The sequence below is a fragment of the Escherichia sp. MOD1-EC6842 genome (assembly GCF_002965705.1).
GTDB classification, from domain to species: domain Bacteria; phylum Pseudomonadota; class Gammaproteobacteria; order Enterobacterales; family Enterobacteriaceae; genus Escherichia; species Escherichia ruysiae.
The window spans coordinates 340,508-357,421 of the sequence record NZ_PTRF01000001.1; the positions used below are offsets into that span (position 1 = coordinate 340,508).

General features: G+C 51.5%; 17 protein-coding genes. 9 read left to right on the top strand and 8 right to left on the bottom strand.

Going from position 1 to position 16,914, the window contains the following annotated elements:
- Positions 1 to 22 precede the first annotated feature (22 nt).
- Together mipA and yeaE are read left to right on the top strand one after the other, a co-directional pair.
- A complete protein-coding gene (gene mipA, locus A7Z29_RS01825) occupies positions 23 to 769 on the top strand; it encodes a scaffolding protein MipA (protein WP_000163784.1) in 747 nt (248 codons plus the stop codon).
- An 89-nt stretch (positions 770 to 858) separates the two neighbouring features.
- Positions 859 to 1,713, top strand: coding sequence for a methylglyoxal reductase YeaE (gene yeaE / locus A7Z29_RS01830; protein WP_105280390.1), 855 nt, complete (start codon positions 859 to 861; stop codon positions 1,711 to 1,713).
- Positions 1,714 to 1,762: 49 nt separating this feature from the next.
- Here the strand turns inward: yeaE and A7Z29_RS01835 are convergent, their stop codons facing one another.
- Both A7Z29_RS01835 and gapA read right to left on the bottom strand, forming a co-directional pair.
- A complete protein-coding gene (locus A7Z29_RS01835; protein WP_010345855.1) occupies positions 1,763 to 2,647 on the bottom strand; it encodes a D-hexose-6-phosphate mutarotase in 885 nt (294 codons plus the stop codon).
- 83 nt (positions 2,648 to 2,730) lie between these two features.
- On the bottom strand, positions 2,731 to 3,726 hold the full coding sequence (gapA, locus tag A7Z29_RS01840; protein WP_000153502.1) for a glyceraldehyde-3-phosphate dehydrogenase: 996 nt from the start codon (positions 3,724 to 3,726) through the stop codon (positions 2,731 to 2,733).
- Between the two features lie 341 nt (positions 3,727 to 4,067).
- Here gapA and msrB point away from each other — a divergent pair, with 341 nt between their 5' ends.
- Complete coding sequence (msrB, locus tag A7Z29_RS01845; protein ID WP_001284610.1) at positions 4,068 to 4,481, top strand: peptide-methionine (R)-S-oxide reductase MsrB; 414 nt, start codon at positions 4,068 to 4,070, stop codon at positions 4,479 to 4,481.
- A 41-nt stretch (positions 4,482 to 4,522) separates the two neighbouring features.
- Positions 4,523 to 4,795 (top strand): YeaC family protein, encoded by a 273-nt coding sequence (locus tag A7Z29_RS01850; protein WP_010345857.1) that lies wholly within the window; start codon positions 4,523 to 4,525, stop codon positions 4,793 to 4,795.
- A 156-nt stretch (positions 4,796 to 4,951) separates the two neighbouring features.
- On the opposite strand, the gene pncA is transcribed toward A7Z29_RS01850, so the two are convergent.
- The 3 genes from pncA to sppA form a co-directional block, all read right to left on the bottom strand.
- Entirely contained in the window at positions 4,952 to 5,593 is a 642-nt protein-coding gene (pncA, locus tag A7Z29_RS01855) for a bifunctional nicotinamidase/pyrazinamidase (protein ID WP_085460649.1), read from the bottom strand.
- Between the two features lie 10 nt (positions 5,594 to 5,603).
- Complete coding sequence (gene ansA, locus A7Z29_RS01860; protein WP_001170164.1) at positions 5,604 to 6,620, bottom strand: asparaginase; 1,017 nt, start codon at positions 6,618 to 6,620, stop codon at positions 5,604 to 5,606.
- Positions 6,621 to 6,786: 166 nt separating this feature from the next.
- Positions 6,787 to 8,643, bottom strand: coding sequence for a signal peptide peptidase SppA (gene sppA, locus A7Z29_RS01865; protein WP_001259799.1), 1,857 nt, complete (start codon positions 8,641 to 8,643; stop codon positions 6,787 to 6,789).
- 161 nt (positions 8,644 to 8,804) lie between these two features.
- On the opposite strand from sppA, the gene A7Z29_RS01875 reads away from it, so the two are divergent.
- From A7Z29_RS01875 to topB, 3 genes are all read left to right on the top strand, one after another.
- Positions 8,805 to 9,356, top strand: coding sequence for an NAD(P)H nitroreductase (locus A7Z29_RS01875; protein ID WP_000339273.1), 552 nt, complete (start codon positions 8,805 to 8,807; stop codon positions 9,354 to 9,356).
- 116 nt (positions 9,357 to 9,472) lie between these two features.
- Positions 9,473 to 10,516, top strand: coding sequence for a selenide, water dikinase SelD (gene selD, locus A7Z29_RS01885; RefSeq protein ID WP_010345861.1), 1,044 nt, complete (start codon positions 9,473 to 9,475; stop codon positions 10,514 to 10,516).
- Between the two features lie 4 nt (positions 10,517 to 10,520).
- Positions 10,521 to 12,476, top strand: coding sequence for a DNA topoisomerase III (topB, locus tag A7Z29_RS01890; RefSeq protein WP_105289715.1), 1,956 nt, complete (start codon positions 10,521 to 10,523; stop codon positions 12,474 to 12,476).
- Between the two features lie 72 nt (positions 12,477 to 12,548).
- On the opposite strand, the gene gdhA is transcribed toward topB, so the two are convergent.
- Complete coding sequence (gene gdhA, locus A7Z29_RS01895; protein WP_000373051.1) at positions 12,549 to 13,892, bottom strand: NADP-specific glutamate dehydrogenase; 1,344 nt, start codon at positions 13,890 to 13,892, stop codon at positions 12,549 to 12,551.
- A 322-nt stretch (positions 13,893 to 14,214) separates the two neighbouring features.
- Here gdhA and A7Z29_RS01900 point away from each other — a divergent pair, with 322 nt between their 5' ends.
- Complete coding sequence (locus A7Z29_RS01900) at positions 14,215 to 14,487, top strand: YnjH family protein (RefSeq protein WP_000091758.1); 273 nt, start codon at positions 14,215 to 14,217, stop codon at positions 14,485 to 14,487.
- On the opposite strand, the gene nudG is transcribed toward A7Z29_RS01900, so the two are convergent.
- On the bottom strand, positions 14,447 to 14,860 hold the full coding sequence (gene nudG, locus A7Z29_RS01905; RefSeq protein WP_000781860.1) for a CTP pyrophosphohydrolase: 414 nt from the start codon (positions 14,858 to 14,860) through the stop codon (positions 14,447 to 14,449). The two genes, A7Z29_RS01900 and nudG, sit on opposite strands and share 41 nt — an antisense overlap.
- 86 nt (positions 14,861 to 14,946) lie before the next feature.
- Between nudG and A7Z29_RS01910 the strand changes: the two genes are divergently transcribed.
- A complete protein-coding gene (locus A7Z29_RS01910) occupies positions 14,947 to 15,567 on the top strand; it encodes a CDP-alcohol phosphatidyltransferase family protein (protein ID WP_000886996.1) in 621 nt (206 codons plus the stop codon).
- Positions 15,568 to 15,575: 8 nt separating this feature from the next.
- Here the strand turns inward: A7Z29_RS01910 and ynjE are convergent, their stop codons facing one another.
- A complete protein-coding gene (gene ynjE, locus A7Z29_RS01915; RefSeq protein ID WP_085460652.1) occupies positions 15,576 to 16,883 on the bottom strand; it encodes a thiosulfate sulfurtransferase YnjE in 1,308 nt (435 codons plus the stop codon).
- Between the last annotated feature and the right edge of the window lie 31 nt (positions 16,884 to 16,914).

The window sequence follows — 16,914 nt, forward strand, 5'->3', positions numbered from 1 at the left end:
TTTGTTTAAGGAATGATTAATTGTGACCAAACTCAAACTTCTGGCACTTGGAGTGCTTATCGCAACGTCTGCAGGCGTAGCGCACGCTGAAGGTAATTTTTCCCTGGGCGCAGGCGTAGGTGTCGTTGAACACCCCTATAAAGATTACGATACCGATGTTTACCCAGTACCAGTAATCAACTATGAAGGCGATAACTTCTGGTTCCGTGGCTTAGGTGGTGGTTACTACCTGTGGAATGACGCAACGGATAAACTTTCAATTACCGCTTACTGGTCGCCGCTCTACTTCAAAGCCAAAGACAGTGGTGATCACCAAATGCGCCACCTGGATGACCGTAAGAGCACTATGATGGCTGGTCTGTCCTACGCACACTTTACCCAGTACGGTTATCTGCGTACCACCCTGGCAGGAGACACACTGGATAACAGCAACGGTATCGTGTGGGATATGGCCTGGTTGTACCGTTACACCAACGGCGGCCTGACCGTGACTCCGGGTATCGGTGTGCAGTGGAACAGCGAAAACCAGAACGAATACTATTATGGCGTATCGCGCAAAGAGTCCGCTCGCAGCGGTCTGCGTGGCTATAACCCGAATGACAGCTGGAGTCCTTACCTGGAGCTGAGTGCCAGCTACAACTTCCTCGGCGACTGGAGTGTTTACGGCACCGCACGCTACACCCGCCTGTCTGATGAAGTTACTGACAGCCCGATGGTGGATAAATCCTGGACTGGTCTGATTTCTACCGGGATCACCTACAAATTCTGATAATGCATCTTTCCAGGGCATTTTGTGCATAAAAACAGGGCGTCACGCCCTGTTTTGCATTACGGTGGTGCAAAAACCGGGAGGAAACAATGCAACAAAAAATGATTCAGTTCAGTGGCGATGTCTCACTGCCAGCCGTAGGGCAGGGAACATGGTATATGGGCGAAAACGCCAGCCAGCGCAAAACCGAAGTGGCTGCACTACGCGCGGGCATTGACCTCGGTTTAACCCTCATTGATACCGCCGAAATGTATGCCGATGGCGGTGCCGAGAAGGTGGTCGGTGAAGCATTAACCGGTCTGCGTGATAGAGTCTTTCTCGTCTCTAAAGTCTATCCGTGGAATGCTGGCGGACAAAAAGCGATTAACGCATGTGAAGCCAGTTTACGCCGCCTCAATACTGATTATCTCGATCTTTACTTATTACACTGGTCTGGCAGTTTCGCTTTTGAAGAGACTGTCGCAGCAATGGAAAAATTGATCGCCCAGGGAAAAATCCGCCGCTGGGGCGTTTCTAACCTTGATTATTCTGACATGCAGGAGCTCTGGCAGGTGCCGGGTGGAAATCAGTGTGCCACTAATCAAGTGCTTTATCATCTCGGCTCGCGAGGGATTGAGTATGATCTACTCCCCTGGTGCCAACAACAGCAAATGCCAGTGATGGCTTACAGTCCGTTGGCGCAGGCCGGGCGCTTACGTAATGGTTTGCTAAAAAACGCAGTGGTCAACGAAATAGCTCATGCTCACAATGCCACTGCCGCGCAAGTGTTGCTGGCGTGGGTAATCAGCCATCAGGGCGTGATGGCGATTCCAAAAGCGGCAACTATCGCCCATGTTCAACAAAATGCAGCTGTGCTTGAGATTGTGCTTTCGTCAGAGGAATTAGCCATGCTGGACAACGCGTATCCGGCACCAAAAGGCAAAACTTCGCTGGATATGGTGTGATGTTGGGAAATGCCGGATGCATCGCACCCGGCACATAAACTAGCACAAATTAACGTTTGGCAACGCGAATGGATTGTGCCAGATGGGAGGGTTGCTCTTTAGTCACTTTTTGAGTTTCTGAAGCGTAAGCTGTTTCTACACAAACAAAGGTCTTGTAGCCATCATCCGGCATATCGCCCATGCTGACTGAAAGTGCCGGGCCAGGGTTCCAGCCGACGACGTTCAGATGATGCTGGTGACCAACGGTAATAGTACGATTCAACGCTTCGTCATTAATCACACTGCAATCTTGCGGATTCAGATACACGCGATCGGTACGATCAGGGAAGGTCTGAATACCGTCGGTCAGTACATCTTCTTTCGCATCGTTCACTTTATCAATGAAGCGATCGCCCAGACCACTGACGCTTACCTTAGCAATATCACCCACGTTAAAGTAAGTATGCAGAGCAGAGGTGGTTTCAAATTCGCCGTGCGCTTCAAGATCGATTTCACAGGTTTCACCCACGCGGAAATGCGCTAACAGCGTAAAGTCGTGCGGCCAGTATTTTTTTGTCTCGTCGCTTTGCGTCAGTTCGAAAGTCAGTGTCACGCTATCGGCATCTTCACTATGCGATTTCAGCGTCCACGGCAGAATACGGGCAAAACCGTGCGCAGGCAGACCTTGTTGTGCTGCCGGACCAAACCACGGCCAGCAAACCGGCACGCCACCGCGAATGGCGACGCCATTTTTGAACGGAGTGTTATTGCTCAACCACAGGACGTCTTCTTCACCCGCAGGTTTCCACGAGAGAAGGTGTGCGCCCTGTAATGTAAAAGAGGCTTTTACCTGGGGATGTTCGACCACAATAAGGTCCAGTTCATCCAGTTTACGACGGGAGAGGACAGGGGAAATTTGTTCGATGACCGGAAGGGCAAAAATTTTCTTAATCATGACGCAGTCCTTTAACTTCATTTCATCAGGTAAAAAAAAGAGCGACCGAAGTCGCTCTTTTTAGATCACAAAGTCATCTCAACTTATTTGGAGATGTGAGCGATCAGATCCAGAACTTTGTTGGAGTAACCGGTTTCGTTGTCGTACCAGGATACCAGTTTCACGAAGTTGTCGTTCAGAGCGATACCCGCTTTAGCATCGAACACGGAAGTGCAAACTTCGCCGTTGAAATCGGTAGATACTACGTCATCTTCGGTGTAGCCCAGAACGCCTTTCATTTCGCCTTCAGCAGCAGCTTTAACGGCAGCTTTGATCTGCTCGTAAGTTGCAGCTTTTTCCAGACGAACGGTCAGGTCAACTACGGATACGTTCGGGGTCGGAACGCGGAACGCCATACCAGTCAGTTTGCCATTCAGTTCTGGCAGTACTTTACCTACAGCTTTAGCAGCACCGGTAGAGGACGGGATGATGTTCTGAGAAGCGCCACGGCCGCCGCGCCAGTCTTTGTGAGACGGACCATCAACGGTTTTCTGAGTAGCGGTAGTAGCGTGAACGGTGGTCATCAGACCTTCGATGATGCCGAAGTTATCGTTGATAACTTTAGCCAGCGGAGCCAGGCAGTTGGTGGTGCAGGAAGCGTTGGAAACGATGTCCTGGCCAGCATATTTGTCGAAGTTAGCGCCTTTAACGAACATCGGAGTGTTGTCTTTAGACGGACCAGTCATAACCACTTTTTTCGCACCAGCGGTGATGTGTTTACGAGCAGTTTCGTCAGTCAGGAACAGACCAGTTGCTTCAGCGACAACGTCAACACCAACTTCGTCCCATTTCAGGTTAGCCGGATCACGTTCAGCGGTAACACGGATTTTTTTACCGTTAACGATCAGATGACCGTCTTTCACTTCAACGGTGCCGTCGAAACGACCGTGAGTGGAGTCATATTTCAGCATGTATGCCATGTAATCAGCGTCTAACAGGTCGTTGATTGCAACGATCTCGATGTCAGAACGTTTCTGAGCAGCACGGAAAACAATGCGACCGATACGGCCAAAACCGTTGATACCTACTTTGATAGTCATATATTCCACCAGCTATTTGTTAGTGAATAAAAGGTTGCCTGTAAAATTACAAAAACCTTACGCAGCGTCAAGCGGAATCGTGTCAATCATTGCGACAAATCAATCCTGTGCCTAAGCATTACGCGACTGACTCGCCTCACTCTTCCTTTGGGCTTGAGACCACATGGGGTCGGCGCCCCGAATTTTAAAGGGCAATTACGATAAAAATGTGATTTTTATCACGTTTTAAGTGCTGCCATTTCGTTGAGATCAAGTTTAGAACAAAATTTTGCGAGTTGGTGTTAATGTTTTGTTAGAATAAGTCACGTAATGTGAGCGTGATTAAAGTGAGATGTGAGCAAATGGCTAACAAACCTTCGGCAGAAGAACTGAAAAAAAATTTGTCCGAGATGCAGTTTTACGTGACACAGAATCACGGGACGGAGCCGCCATTTACTGGACGTTTATTGCATAATAAGCGCGACGGCATTTACCACTGTTTGATCTGCGACGCCCCTCTGTTTCATTCTCAAACCAAGTATGATTCAGGCTGTGGCTGGCCCAGTTTTTATGAGCCGGTGAGTGAAGATTCAATCCGTTATATCAAAGACTTGTCACATGGAATGCAGCGGATAGAAATTCGTTGTGGAAACTGTGATGCTCATCTGGGGCATGTTTTTCCCGACGGCCCACAACCCACAGGCGAACGCTATTGTGTTAACTCGGCATCATTGCGTTTTACTGATGGCGAAAATGGCGAAGAAATCAACGGTTGAAAAAACGATTCAGCAACTTATTCCACAGGAGCGGGAAAATTATGAATCTTGATGAAATAATCAACAGCATGACGCCTGAGGTTTACCAGCGTTTATCGACAGCCGTTGAACTGGGTAAATGGCCAGACGGTGTTGCCTTGACGGAAGAACAAAAAGAGAACTGTCTGCAACTGGTGATGCTGTGGCAAGCCCGTAACAATACCGATGCGCAGCATATGACTATTGATACGAACGGCCAGATGGTCATGAAGAGCAAACAACAGTTGAAAGAAGATTTTGGTATCACGGCAAAACCAATTGCCATGTTTAAGTGAATGAATTGTCCCCTTTGTAGCGCGTTTACGAAGGGAGGGGATAATCTTTACTGTCACGTGTTGGTTGTTTGATTTAACAACCAACATGCCAGAGGCACCGCTGCCGCACTTTATTTGGCCTACAACGACAGTACAGAATTGTAGGCCAGCGTAAAATTATCCCTGCGTCTCTTCCCAGTCCGCCAGTGTATATAGCGTTGCCCCAGCCGCTGACATCTCCATAAACGCGTGCGCGCTGTCCTGTGGCTGGATATTCACGCCGCGACAGCCATCGGTAATCACGTTCACGCTATAACCTGCCTGCAATGCGTCCAGCACGGTAAACTTCACGCAATAGTCGGTCGCCAGACCCATAACGATCAATTCATTGATTTCATGATCGCGCAACCAGTCATCAAGCGCGGTTTTCTGCCGACGGCCGTTATCAAAAAAAGCACTGTAACTGTCAACTAAAGGGTTTTCGCCTTTATGGAACACGGCTGCGATCGCTTTTTGATTCAGTAACGGATGTAATTGTGCGCCTTCACTGTTCTGCACACAGTGTTCAGGCCAGAATGTTTGCGCCAGGCCGTCGAGTTGTCCCTGCGTATAAGGTTCTACACCGTGCTGGCGGGCAAAGCTGCCATGATCAGCCGGGTGCCAGTCCTGACTGGCAATAACCGCTTCTCCGCGCGACTGACACCAGTCAATCAGGCGGTTAGCAACATCCACTGTGCTGTCACCTTCCGGTACGGCGAGCGCGCCACCAGCACAGAAATCATTTTGTAAATCGACCAGTAACAGGGCTCGATGGGGCATTGCAGTCTCCTTAATCATCCGGCGTCAGTTCGCCGCGCAGGTTTTGGCTCATGGCCTTGCGAATGGTTTCGGTATCCAGTCCCTGGCTAAGCAGGTAGTGCAGTTTGGTTAATGTGGCTTCTACAGTCATATCCGCGCCGCCAATAACGCCGGCATGGGCGAGGGCATTACCGGTAGCATAACCGCCCATGTTCACTTTACCGGACATACATTGTGTCAGGTTGACCACCACAATACCGCGATCGCTGGCCTCTTGTAATTCTTGCAGGAAGGCTTTGTTTTGGGGCGCATTGCCCACGCCATATGAGCGCAAAATCAACGCTTTCACCGGTTGACGGAGGAAATTGCGCACAACGTCAGCAGAAATCCCCGGATAAATTGTTACCACGCCAATCGGTTGTGGCGTGATTGGATGAACGATCAGTTCACCTTCGCCGTGCGGTGCGGGTGGCGTATTTAAACGACGGATGTGAATACCCGCTTCCAGCAATGGAGGAAGATTCGGGGATGCAAAGGCATCAAAACCATCGGCATGGGCTTTGGTGGTGCGGTTACCGCGATACAGACGGTTATTAAAAAAGAGCGTCACTTCATTGATGGGATAATTTGCCGCAACGTATAACGCATTCAGCAAATTAATTTGTCCGTCAGAGCGTAACTCGGCTAATGGAATTTGTGACCCTGTCACAATGACCGGTTTGCCGAGGTTCTCCAGCATGAACGACAGCGCAGAGGCGGTATAGGCCATCGTATCGGTGCCGTGCAGAATGACAAAACCATCATAGTCGTCATAGTGCGCTTTAATATCTTCAGCAATATGCTGCCAGTCTTCCGGCGTCATATCAGAAGAATCCATCAGCGGCGTATATTCATGAATAGTGAAATCTGGCATCTCCGGGCGATGGAACTCCGGCATCAGCGCCAGCTGGCGTTGTAGATGACCTGACACCGGAATATAACCCTGCTCGGAACGCTGCATCCCGATGGTCCCGCCCGTGTAGGCAACGTAAATTGATTTCTTTTGCATGATATTGATATGAATGATATCGAAAGAGCAAAAGTATATACGTGAGGCAGGGGGAGCGCACCTGATACTATGCGGATAAGGAAATATGGGGCGAAACAGCGGGAAGGGGGATTCGTAGACGTAAAAAATAAGTGGCCGACGATCTGTCGACCACTCAGTACAAGACTTAACGCACGTTGGCGCAGGTCAGGCAAAACGCATAACGGTTTTGCGGATCGTTAAAGGCAGCCAGCTTGTCGCTTTCGCTTTTCACGGTAGAGGCTACCGAGGCCAGCGGGGCAGGTAACATGGCCTGAAGCGCATCTGGCAACATCGCCCGGACAGAACCTGACATGTTGTCCATCACTTTGTCGAAGAAGGTCGGTTCATCGACGTAATATTCCAGATGCCACTGCTTCAGTTTTGCCAGTTCTGCCGCTTTTGCGACCGCATCATCGAAATCACCGAGGCTATCGACCAGGCCGTTAGCTTTTGCATCCTGACCGGTCCAGACGTGGCCCTGGGCGATTTTATCAATCTGCTCCGGCGTCGAATGACGCGCATCAGCAACCAGCGTGATAAAGCGTTTATAGCCATTCTCAATGCTTAACTGCATCATCTGCTGCGCTTCCGGCGGCAGTGCCTTGGTGATAGAAACATCCGCCAGCGGTGAAGTTGAGACACCATCAGTATGAACACCAATCGAATCCAGACTATTTTCTACGGTGGTGATCACGCCGAAAATACCAATAGAGCCGGTCAGGGTGCTGGGGTTAGCCACAATGTAATTAGCCGGAGTGGAGATCCAGTAGCCACCGGATGCCGCCATGCCGCCCATTGACACAACCACAGGTTTGCCCGCTGCTCTGGCTGCTGCCAGTTCAGAGCGGATCACCTCAGAAGCCGTAACGCTGCCACCAGGGCTATTAACGCGCAGAACAATTGCTTTCACTTTTGGATCAAGACGAGCATCGCGGATTTGTGCCGCAGTGGTATCACCGCCTACATTCCCCTGAGTTTCCTCGCCATCCATAATTGCACCATTGGCAAACACTACACCAATGCCGTCACCGCTATCTGCCGGCGTTTTCAATGCGTAATCGTAATAGCTAATAGCGCGATAATTTTTATCAGCCTTACTCCAGCCAAACTCTTTGGTCAGGGCTTTTTCGATTTCGGCACTTGACGCCAGCGCATCCACCAGTTTGTTATCCAGCGCATACTTCGCGGTATCGCCGCCAGTTTTGGTTAAACCATCAAGCAAACCTTGCGCCCCAGGGAATACCTGCTGGGCAGGGATCTGGCGGTTAGCGGCAACGGTATTAAGATAGTTTTGCCACAGCTCACCAATCCAGCGGCTGTCAGCTTCGCGGGCTGCCGGTGACATATCATCACGAATAAACGGTTCAACGGCAGATTTATACGTACCTACGCGAAACACATGAGTGGAAACTTTTAACTTATCCAACAACGATTTGTAGTACAGACCGTTGGTGGCAAGGCCATGCAGATCGACCACACCCTGCGGGGAAAGCCAGATTTTATTGGCGAAACTGGCAAGATAATACTGCCCCTGACTGTAGTTCTCGCCAATGGCATAAACCGGTTTACCGCTGTCACGAAACTCTTTCAGAGCTTTGCCGATGTACTGCATGGAAGGCTGATCGCCGCCCGCGAAGTTTTTCAGATCCATCACGATACCGGTGATATTGCGGTCGTCCTTCGCCTGGCGAATGGTGTTTACAATGTCAAACAGCGAGTTTTCCTGCAGACGATCGGAACTGGCACCAAGCAACTGACGACTTAACTTACTAAACCGCTGCGAACTGTCGGGCTTATCGACGATCACACCAGAAATATCAAGCAGCAGTGCGCCACGGCTGGCGGTTTCTTTCGAATCACCACCGCTGACTTGCATCCAGATCCCCACGCCAACCAGCACGAGAAAAATAAAGAACAGGTTAAGTACCATTTCACGGACGAAATTCAGCAGACGCCACGTCCATTTAAAAAATCCGGCAATAAATCGCCAAAGGGTTCGCATGTATTCTCCCAGACTAAAAGTTACACCTGTTACAGGTGCAAGTGATGTGGTTATCGTAATGACCCAACCGGCACTTGTCAGCAGGAATCATGGACTGTGCTGTAACAAAATCCACTCTCGTGTTAATTTTGTGAATAAACATCATGACAGGAGTTAATCAAATGGATGCACTCGAACTATTGATCAACCGCCGTAGCGCCTCCCGTCTGGCTGAGCCAGCGCCAACGGGTGAGCAACTGCAAAATATCCTGCGCGCGGGTATGCGTGCGCCAGACCATAAATCCATGCAACCGTGGCATTTCTTTGTGATTGAAGGGGAAGGGCGTGAGCGTTTCAGTGCCGTTCTGGAGCAGGGGGCGATTGCTGCCGGTAACGATGAAAAAGCAATCGACAAAGCGCGTAATGCGCCGTTCCGGGCGCCGCTCATCATAACGGTGGTGGCGAAATGCGAAGAAAATCATAAAGTCCCGCGCTGGGAGCAGGAAATGTCGGCGGGTTGCGCGGTTATGGCAATGCAAATGGCGGCGGTTGCCCAGGGCTTTGGCGGCATCTGGCGCAGTGGCGCATTAACTGAAAGCCCGGTGGTGCGTGACGCATTCGGCTGTCGCGAGCAGGATAAAATTGTCGGATTTCTCTATCTCGGTACGCCACAACTGAAAGCGTCAACGTCGATAAACATTCCGGACCCGACACCGTTTGTGACTTATTTTTGATAAAAACGGCAAAACTGTGTGGATTGTGAGCAAAGGCGCAGTAATTCAGACACTCTCACTTATCACTTCACGGAATGAGGGTTACCATACCCGGATTGCATTGACAGGAGATGTCCATGAGCGAGAACTCGATTCGTTTGACCCAATACAGCCACGGAGCCGGTTGCGGCTGTAAAATTTCCCCAAAAGTGCTGGAAACCATCCTGCACAGCGAACAGGCGAAGTTTGTTGATCCGAATTTGCTTGTGGGTAACGAAACCCGCGACGATGCGGCGGTATACGATCTGGGCAATGGCACCAGCGTTATCAGCACCACCGACTTCTTTATGCCGATCGTTGATAACCCTTTCGATTTTGGCCGCATTGCCGCGACTAACGCCATCAGCGATATCTTCGCGATGGGCGGAAAACCGATTATGGCAATTGCGATCCTCGGCTGGCCGATTAACAAACTGTCCCCGGAAATTGCCCGCGAAGTCACCGAAGGTGGTCGCTACGCATGTCGTCAGGCGGGTATTGCGCTGGCTGGCGGTCACTCCATCGACGCGCCGGAACCGATTTTCGGTCTGGCGGTCACGGGGATCGTTCCAACTGAGCGGGTGAAGAAAAACAGTACCGCACAAGCCGGATGTAAACTGTTCCTGACGAAACCGTTGGGGATTGGCGTTCTTACCACTGCGGAGAAAAAATCACTGCTGAAACCGGAACATCAGGGGCTGGCGACGGAAGTGATGTGCCGGATGAACATCGCAGGCGCGTCCTTTGCCAACATCGAAGGCGTAAAAGCGATGACTGACGTGACTGGTTTTGGTCTGCTGGGGCATTTGAGCGAAATGTGTCAGGGCGCAGGCGTACAGGCACGTGTCGACTATGACGCGATCCCGAAACTGCCGGGCGTGGAAGAGTACATTAAGCTGGGTGCAGTACCTGGCGGCACCGAACGCAACTTTGCCAGCTATGGTCATCTGATGGGTGAAATGCCGCGTGAAGTGCGCGATCTGCTGTGCGATCCGCAAACCTCCGGCGGTCTGCTGCTGGCGGTGATGCCAGAGGCTGAAAACGAAGTAAAAGCTACCGCTGCTGAATTTGGTATCGAACTGACGGCGATTGGCGAACTGGTGCCTGCGCGCGCTGGTCGTGCCATGGTTGAGATCCGTTAATTCAATGCGGTTATTTATTGCCGAAAAACCGAGTCTGGCGCGCGCTATTGCTGATGTCCTGCCCAAACCGCACCGTAAAGGCGATGGCTTTATCGAGTGCGGTAACGGTCAGGTGGTGACCTGGTGTATTGGTCACCTGCTTGAGCAGGCGCAGCCAGACGCCTACGACAGCCGCTATGCGCGCTGGAATCTTGCGGATTTGCCGATTGTCCCGGAAAAGTGGCAATTACAGCCCCGACCCTCCGTGACCAAACAACTTAATGTCATCAAACGCTTTTTGCATGAAGCCAGCGAAATCGTTCATGCCGGGGACCCGGATCGTGAAGGGCAATTGCTGGTGGATGAAGTGCTGGACTACCTGCAACTGGCACCGGAAAAGCGTCAGCAGGTGCAGCGTTGCTTGATTAACGACCTGAACCCGCAGGCGGTTGAACGGGCGATCGATCGTCTTCGTTCCAATAGCGAGTTTGTACCGCTATGCGTTTCTGCGCTGGCGCGAGCGCGTGCCGACTGGCTGTATGGCATCAATATGACCCGCGCGTACACCATTCTCGGTCGCAATGCGGGTTATCAGGGCGTACTTTCCGTTGGACGCGTGCAGACGCCAGTGCTCGGGCTGGTGGTGCGCCGCGACGAAGAAATTGAAAACTTCGTGGCGAAAGATTTCTTTGAGGTCAAAGCGCATATCGTGACGCCTGCCGATGAGCGATTTACCGCTATCTGGCAACCGAGCGAAGCGTGTGAGCCGTACCAGGATGAAGAAGGGCGCTTGCTGCATCGTCCACTGGCGGAGCATGTGGTTAACCGCATCAGCGATCAACCGGCGATTGTCACCAGTTATAACGATAAACGGGAATCAGAATCCGCGCCGTTGCCGTTTTCACTTTCGGCGTTGCAGATTGAAGCAGCAAAACGCTTTGGTCTGAGTGCGCAGAACGTACTTGATATCTGCCAGAAGCTGTACGAAACGCACAAACTGATCACTTATCCGCGTTCCGATTGTCGTTATTTGCCGGAAGAACATTTTGCCGGACGTCAGGCGGTAATGAATGCCATCAGCGTTCATGCGCCGGGCTTGTTACCGCAGCCGGTGGTTGATCCAGATTTACGTAATCGCTGCTGGGATGACAAAAAGGTCGATGCGCACCACGCCATCATCCCGACCGCGCGGAGTTCTGCCATCAACCTGACGGAGAACGAAGCGAAGGTCTATAACCTGATTGCCCGTCAGTATTTGATGCAGTTCTGTCCGGATGCGGTGTTCCGCAAATGTGTTATCGAACTGGACATTGCCAAAGGCAAATTTGTCGCTAAAGCCCGTTTTCTTGCTGAAGCAGGCTGGCGCACGCTGTTAGGCAGCAAAGAGCGTGATGAAGAAAACGATGGTACACCGCTGCCGGTGGTAGCGAAAGGCGATGAGTTATTGTGTGAAAAAGGTGAAGTGGTAGAGCGGCAAACTCAGCCACCACGTCATTTTACCGATGCAACGCTGCTTTCAGCGATGACCGGGATCGCGCGCTTTGTGCAGGACAAAGATCTGAAAAAGATCCTTCGTGCGACCGATGGACTGGGGACGGAAGCAACTCGTGCCGGGATTATTGAACTGCTGTTCAAGCGTGGTTTCCTGACCAAAAAAGGGCGCTATATCCACTCCACCGACGCCGGAAAAGCGTTATTCCATTCGCTGCCAGAGATGGCGACGCGACCGGACATGACGGCACACTGGGAATCGGTGCTGACGCAAATCAGCGAAAAGCAGTGTCGCTACCAGGACTTTATGCAGCCGCTGGTGGGGACGCTTTACCAATTGATTGATCAGGCAAAACGTACGCCGGTGCGGCAGTTTCGCGGCATAGTGGCACCGGGTAGTGGAGAAGAGAAGAAAAAGGCTTCACCACGCAAGCGAGCGGTGAAAAAAAGCCCGCCATCAGAAGACGCGGGCAGTGGAGCGATAACATAAAGGTCTGATGCAGTAGATTTTTGTAGGCCGGATGAGGCGTCCACGCCGCATCCGGCGCAAACACCTGATGACTTAAATTACGCCCTGCGCCAGCATCGCATCGGCAACCTTCACAAAGCCTGCAATATTCGCGCCCTGCACGTAGTTGGTTTGCTCACCTTCACCACCGTGTTCAACACAGGCATGGTGGATATCCAGCATAATATGGTGCAAACGCGCATCAACTTTCTCGGCTTTCCAGCCCAGACGTGCAGCGTTTTGCGCCATTTCCAGCCCCGATGTCGCGACGCCGCCAGCATTAGCCGCTTTGCCCGGTGCAAACAGTACGCCTGCCTGCTGGAACAGTTCAGTCGCTTCGATGGTAGTTGGCATATTTGCCCCTTCCGCCACCGCTTTAACACCATTAGCGATAAGCTGGTGCGCGGCATCTACATCCAGTTCGTTCTGGGTCGCGCATGGCAGGGCGATATCCACCGGCACAGACCACGGCTGTTGGCCTTCGAGATAGACCAGGCCAAATTCTTTGGCGTAATCTGCCACGCGACCATCGCGGCTGGCTTTGATTTCGATAAGACGCGCCAGTTTCTCTTTCGTGAATCCGCTTTCATCAACCACGGTGCCGCTGGAATCTGATGCGGTAACCACGCGAGCGCCAAATTCCATCGCTTTTTCGATAGCGTACTGGGCGACGTTGCCGGAGCCAGAAACGGAAACGCGCATTCCTTCAAAACCCATACCGTGGCGTTTCAGCATCGCTTCAGTGAAATAAACCAGACCGTAACCGGTCGCTTCCGGGCGAATCAGACTGCCGCCAAAAGATAGCCCCTTGCCGGTGAAGACGCAGGCGGTATTGTTGGAGAGCTTTTTCATCATCCCCGCCATAAAGCCGACTTCACGACCACCAACGCCGATATCGCCCGCCGGAACGTCGGTATCTGCACCCAGATGACGGTACAGTTCGGTCATGAGCGCCTGGCAGAAACGCATCACTTCGCCTTCACTTTTCCCTTTTGGATCGAAATCACTGCCGCCTTTACCGCCGCCCATCGGCAGGGTAGTCAGGGCATTTTTAAAGGTTTGTTCGAAGCCGAGGAATTTAAGAATGGAGAGGTTTACGGACGGATGGAAACGCATACCGCCTTTATACGGGCCGATGGCGGAGCTGAACTGGACACGCCAGGCACGGTTAACTTGTACCTGATTGCGATCATCAACCCACACCACGCGAAACTGGATCACGCGCTCCGGTTCAACCAGGCGCTCCAGTAACGACATCTGGCGATATTTTGGATTTTGTTCAAGAAAAGGCCAGAGAGTGGTCATTACTTCACGAACGGCTTGCGCGAACTCGGTTTGATTCGGGTCGCGCTTTTGGACATGGTTGAGGAATGACTCCAGAGAATATGTCTGATCCATAGATATAAAACCCTTATATATTAATACGATTGTGCTTATGTTGTTTATGTCATGTGCTTTTGCAGTTTTTGACTATACCATCAAGAATGTGACGGTAAGCAAGAAAAAAATGACACCGGAAAGCAAATTAATAATGTGTGGTAGTTATAAAAGTCACCTAATGTCAGGTGCGTTTTATCAGACCTGAAAAAACGGGCGCATTTTCAAGAGTGGAGCGTAGGCGGATAAGGCGTTCACGCCGCATCCGGCTACCAGATGCTAAAGTTTTTCCGCCTGGTAACCGTTATCAGTACCAGAGGCAACGAAAAATAAGGAGTTTCCTGTGAGTCGAACATTACTCGCCGTAGCGTTGGTATTTCCATTATTTGCGCTGGCTAACCCGCAATACCGTCCGGATGTGGAAGTGAATGTGCCGTCGGAGGTGTTTAGTTCTGGCGGGAAATCGGCGCAGCCCTGTAACCAGTGCTGCGTTTATCAGGATCAAAATTATTCGGAGGGCGCAGTGATTAAAGCGGAGGGGATACTGCTGCAATGCCAGCGGGATGACAAAACCATTAGCACCAATCCGCTGGTCTGGCGGCGCGTAAAGCCATAAACGCATGAAGTAGTGGAATATCAGCAGGAGCCAGCGGATATTGCAATGCTTCCTCTGGCAGACACCAGACCAGCGCCTGATGTTCGTGTGCCTGTAACGTACCGTGGAAGTCCGGTACGTGCCAGGCATGAAGATGGATAATCCGGCCAGACACTTCCCGCTGATGGCTGGCAACATATTCACCAACCGTTGCGTCAATGCCCAGTTCTTCGCGCAATTCCCGTACCAGCGCCTGTGGCTGACTTTCATCCGCCTCGACTTTGCCACCGGCAAACTCCCATAACCCCGCCTGATCGCTATGGGCGGGGCGTTGTGCGAGTAAAATTTTGCCATCCCGTTCGATAATGGCGGCAACAACTTCAATCATTTTCATAAATTACCCACGGTCGAATACAGGAAAAATGTCATAATATCCGCAGTGTTGCCCGATCAGAAGGGCTTTATATGTAAGGAGTACCTGTGTTAGACCGCCATCTTCATCCGCGAATTAAACCGTTGTTGCATCAGTGTGTGCGGGTTCTTGATAGACCCGGTATAACGCCAGATGGTTTAACGTTAGTGGGGTTTGCCATCGGCGTGCTGGCCTTGCCGTTTCTGGCACTGGGATGGTATCTGGCGGCGCTGATTGCCATTTTGCTCAACAGGTTGCTTGATGGACTGGACGGCGCGCTGGCGAGGCGCAGAGGGTTAACTGACGCAGGCGGTTTTCTTGATATTTCTCTCGATTTTCTCTTTTACGCGCTGGTGCCGTTCGGGTTTATTCTCGCCGCACCAGAACAAAACGCGCTGGCCGGAGGCTGGCTGTTGTTTGCGTTTATCGGCACGGGCAGCAGTTTTCTCGCATTTGCTGCGCTGGCGGCGAAACATCAGATTGATAACCCCGGTTATGCGCACAAATCGTTTTACTATCTGGGCGGGTTGACTGAAGGCAGCGAGACGATTTTGCTGTTTGTTTTAAGTTGTCTCTTTCCGGCGTATTTCCCGTGGTTGGCGTGGGTATTTGGCGCGCTGTGCTGGATGACAACATTTACGCGAGTGTGGAGTGGGTATCTGACGCTGAAGTCGCTTCAGCGTCAGTAATTGCCGTGTTATTTGCTACTGTCCGGGGCGCGTTCACCGGTTGCTACCGGATTTTTCGGATCGCTGCTCCATTCATACCAGCCGCCATCGTAAACGGAGACATTCTTCCAGCCCATTGCGCGCGCATACATAAAGGTTTCTGAGGCGCGCCAGCCGGTGCCGCAATAGAACGAGACTTGTTGATCTGGCAGGATATTCCATTCTTTCCACATTGCCGCAACGTCATCTGCAGTACGCATGGTGCCGTCCGGGTTATGGAAATCTTCCATATGCGTTGAATCGCTGCCCGCATGACCCCAACGAGCACCTGGGATATCACCTTTTGGCTTGATGTAGTCATAGCCGCTGGTGGTGCCAATAAATTCAGCCCATGAACGAACGCTTACCAGTGAAGCATCCTGACGATGCAGCAGTCCACGTGCCTGCTCCATATCGAGCATCAGTTGCGGTTGCGCCGGGATCTTCACGCCGAAGTCAGGTTCCGGCTTCACTTTCGGTGGCGTACCGCGCTCAACGGGCAGCCCCGCATCGGACCAGGTTTGCCAGCCGCCGTCCAGAAGGCGTACATCTTTCACGCCTGCGTACAGCATAATCTGCGCCACACGTGCTGCTGCGTAAACGTCTCGCCCGTACAGAATGACCGTGGTGTCATGGCGAATGCCGTGTTTTGCCAGCATCGCTTTCAGTTGCTCATCGGAAACTTTGTTCCACAGCGGTTCGCTTTCAACTTCGTTGGTATCGATGTAGTCAGCGCCGGGAATATGGCTGATAAGGTAAAACTTTGGTGCGCCCCAGGCTGCTTCAATGACTTTCCAGTCACCGGTAGGTTTTGCCGTAACCTCTTTACCTTGTTGCAGGTCATGCAGCCATTGCGGGTAAACCAGTTGCTCAAAGTGCGGCAATTTTTGCAGGCGGGAAGGTTCGCTTAGCGCGTCACTCAGGATGGAGATATGCGTAAAGCCTGCTTTTTGCAGTCGCGTTTTGACGGCTTCGACGTCTTTAGTATTACCGTATAACGCCACTGGCGTATCGGTTTTCAGGTTATGCTGCTTGATCCACTCGTTGAGCTGTTCGGCGCTCATTTTGTCGAGCCAACTTGCAGAAAGGTTTAAGGCGGCAGGTTCATGACCGGAAGGGCCATTTAAAGTTTGTGGCCAGCCGTTATAAAACGCGCTGGGGCGAGTATCTATCGCTTTGCCATTTTGTTGTTGAAGCTGGTCAAGAGTAAGAGGCTTCGCCAGTTCAGCGGCCCACGAAGAAGCGCAAGCCAGCCCTAAAGCCATTGCCAGCGCGGTCATTTGAGAAACACGTTTCATCGAAAATCCCGACATTGTAGTTTTGAGTGCG

What these genes read in the sequence shown, in the direction of transcription:
- gapA (WP_000153502.1), bottom strand. Translation starts at nt 3,726, where the DNA reads ATGACTATCAAAGTAGGTATCAACGGTTTTGGCCGTATCGGTCGCATT.
- msrB (WP_001284610.1), top strand. Translation starts at nt 4,068, where the DNA reads ATGGCTAACAAACCTTCGGCAGAAGAACTGAAAAAAAATTTGTCCGAG.
- topB (WP_105289715.1), top strand. Translation starts at nt 10,521, where the DNA reads ATGCGGTTATTTATTGCCGAAAAACCGAGTCTGGCGCGCGCTATTGCT.
- A7Z29_RS01835 (WP_010345855.1), bottom strand. Translation starts at nt 2,647, where the DNA reads ATGATTAAGAAAATTTTTGCCCTTCCGGTCATCGAACAAATTTCCCCT.
- A7Z29_RS01875 (WP_000339273.1), top strand. Translation starts at nt 8,805, where the DNA reads ATGGATGCACTCGAACTATTGATCAACCGCCGTAGCGCCTCCCGTCTG.
- sppA (WP_001259799.1), bottom strand. Translation starts at nt 8,643, where the DNA reads ATGCGAACCCTTTGGCGATTTATTGCCGGATTTTTTAAATGGACGTGG.
- ansA (WP_001170164.1), bottom strand. Translation starts at nt 6,620, where the DNA reads ATGCAAAAGAAATCAATTTACGTTGCCTACACGGGCGGGACCATCGGG.
- selD (WP_010345861.1), top strand. Translation starts at nt 9,473, where the DNA reads ATGAGCGAGAACTCGATTCGTTTGACCCAATACAGCCACGGAGCCGGT.
- pncA (WP_085460649.1), bottom strand. Translation starts at nt 5,593, where the DNA reads ATGCCCCATCGAGCCCTGTTACTGGTCGATTTACAAAATGATTTCTGT.
- ynjE (WP_085460652.1), bottom strand. Translation starts at nt 16,883, where the DNA reads ATGAAACGTGTTTCTCAAATGACCGCGCTGGCAATGGCTTTAGGGCTG.
- yeaE (WP_105280390.1), top strand. Translation starts at nt 859, where the DNA reads ATGCAACAAAAAATGATTCAGTTCAGTGGCGATGTCTCACTGCCAGCC.
- gdhA (WP_000373051.1), bottom strand. Translation starts at nt 13,892, where the DNA reads ATGGATCAGACATATTCTCTGGAGTCATTCCTCAACCATGTCCAAAAG.
- nudG (WP_000781860.1), bottom strand. Translation starts at nt 14,860, where the DNA reads ATGAAAATGATTGAAGTTGTTGCCGCCATTATCGAACGGGATGGCAAA.
- A7Z29_RS01850 (WP_010345857.1), top strand. Translation starts at nt 4,523, where the DNA reads ATGAATCTTGATGAAATAATCAACAGCATGACGCCTGAGGTTTACCAG.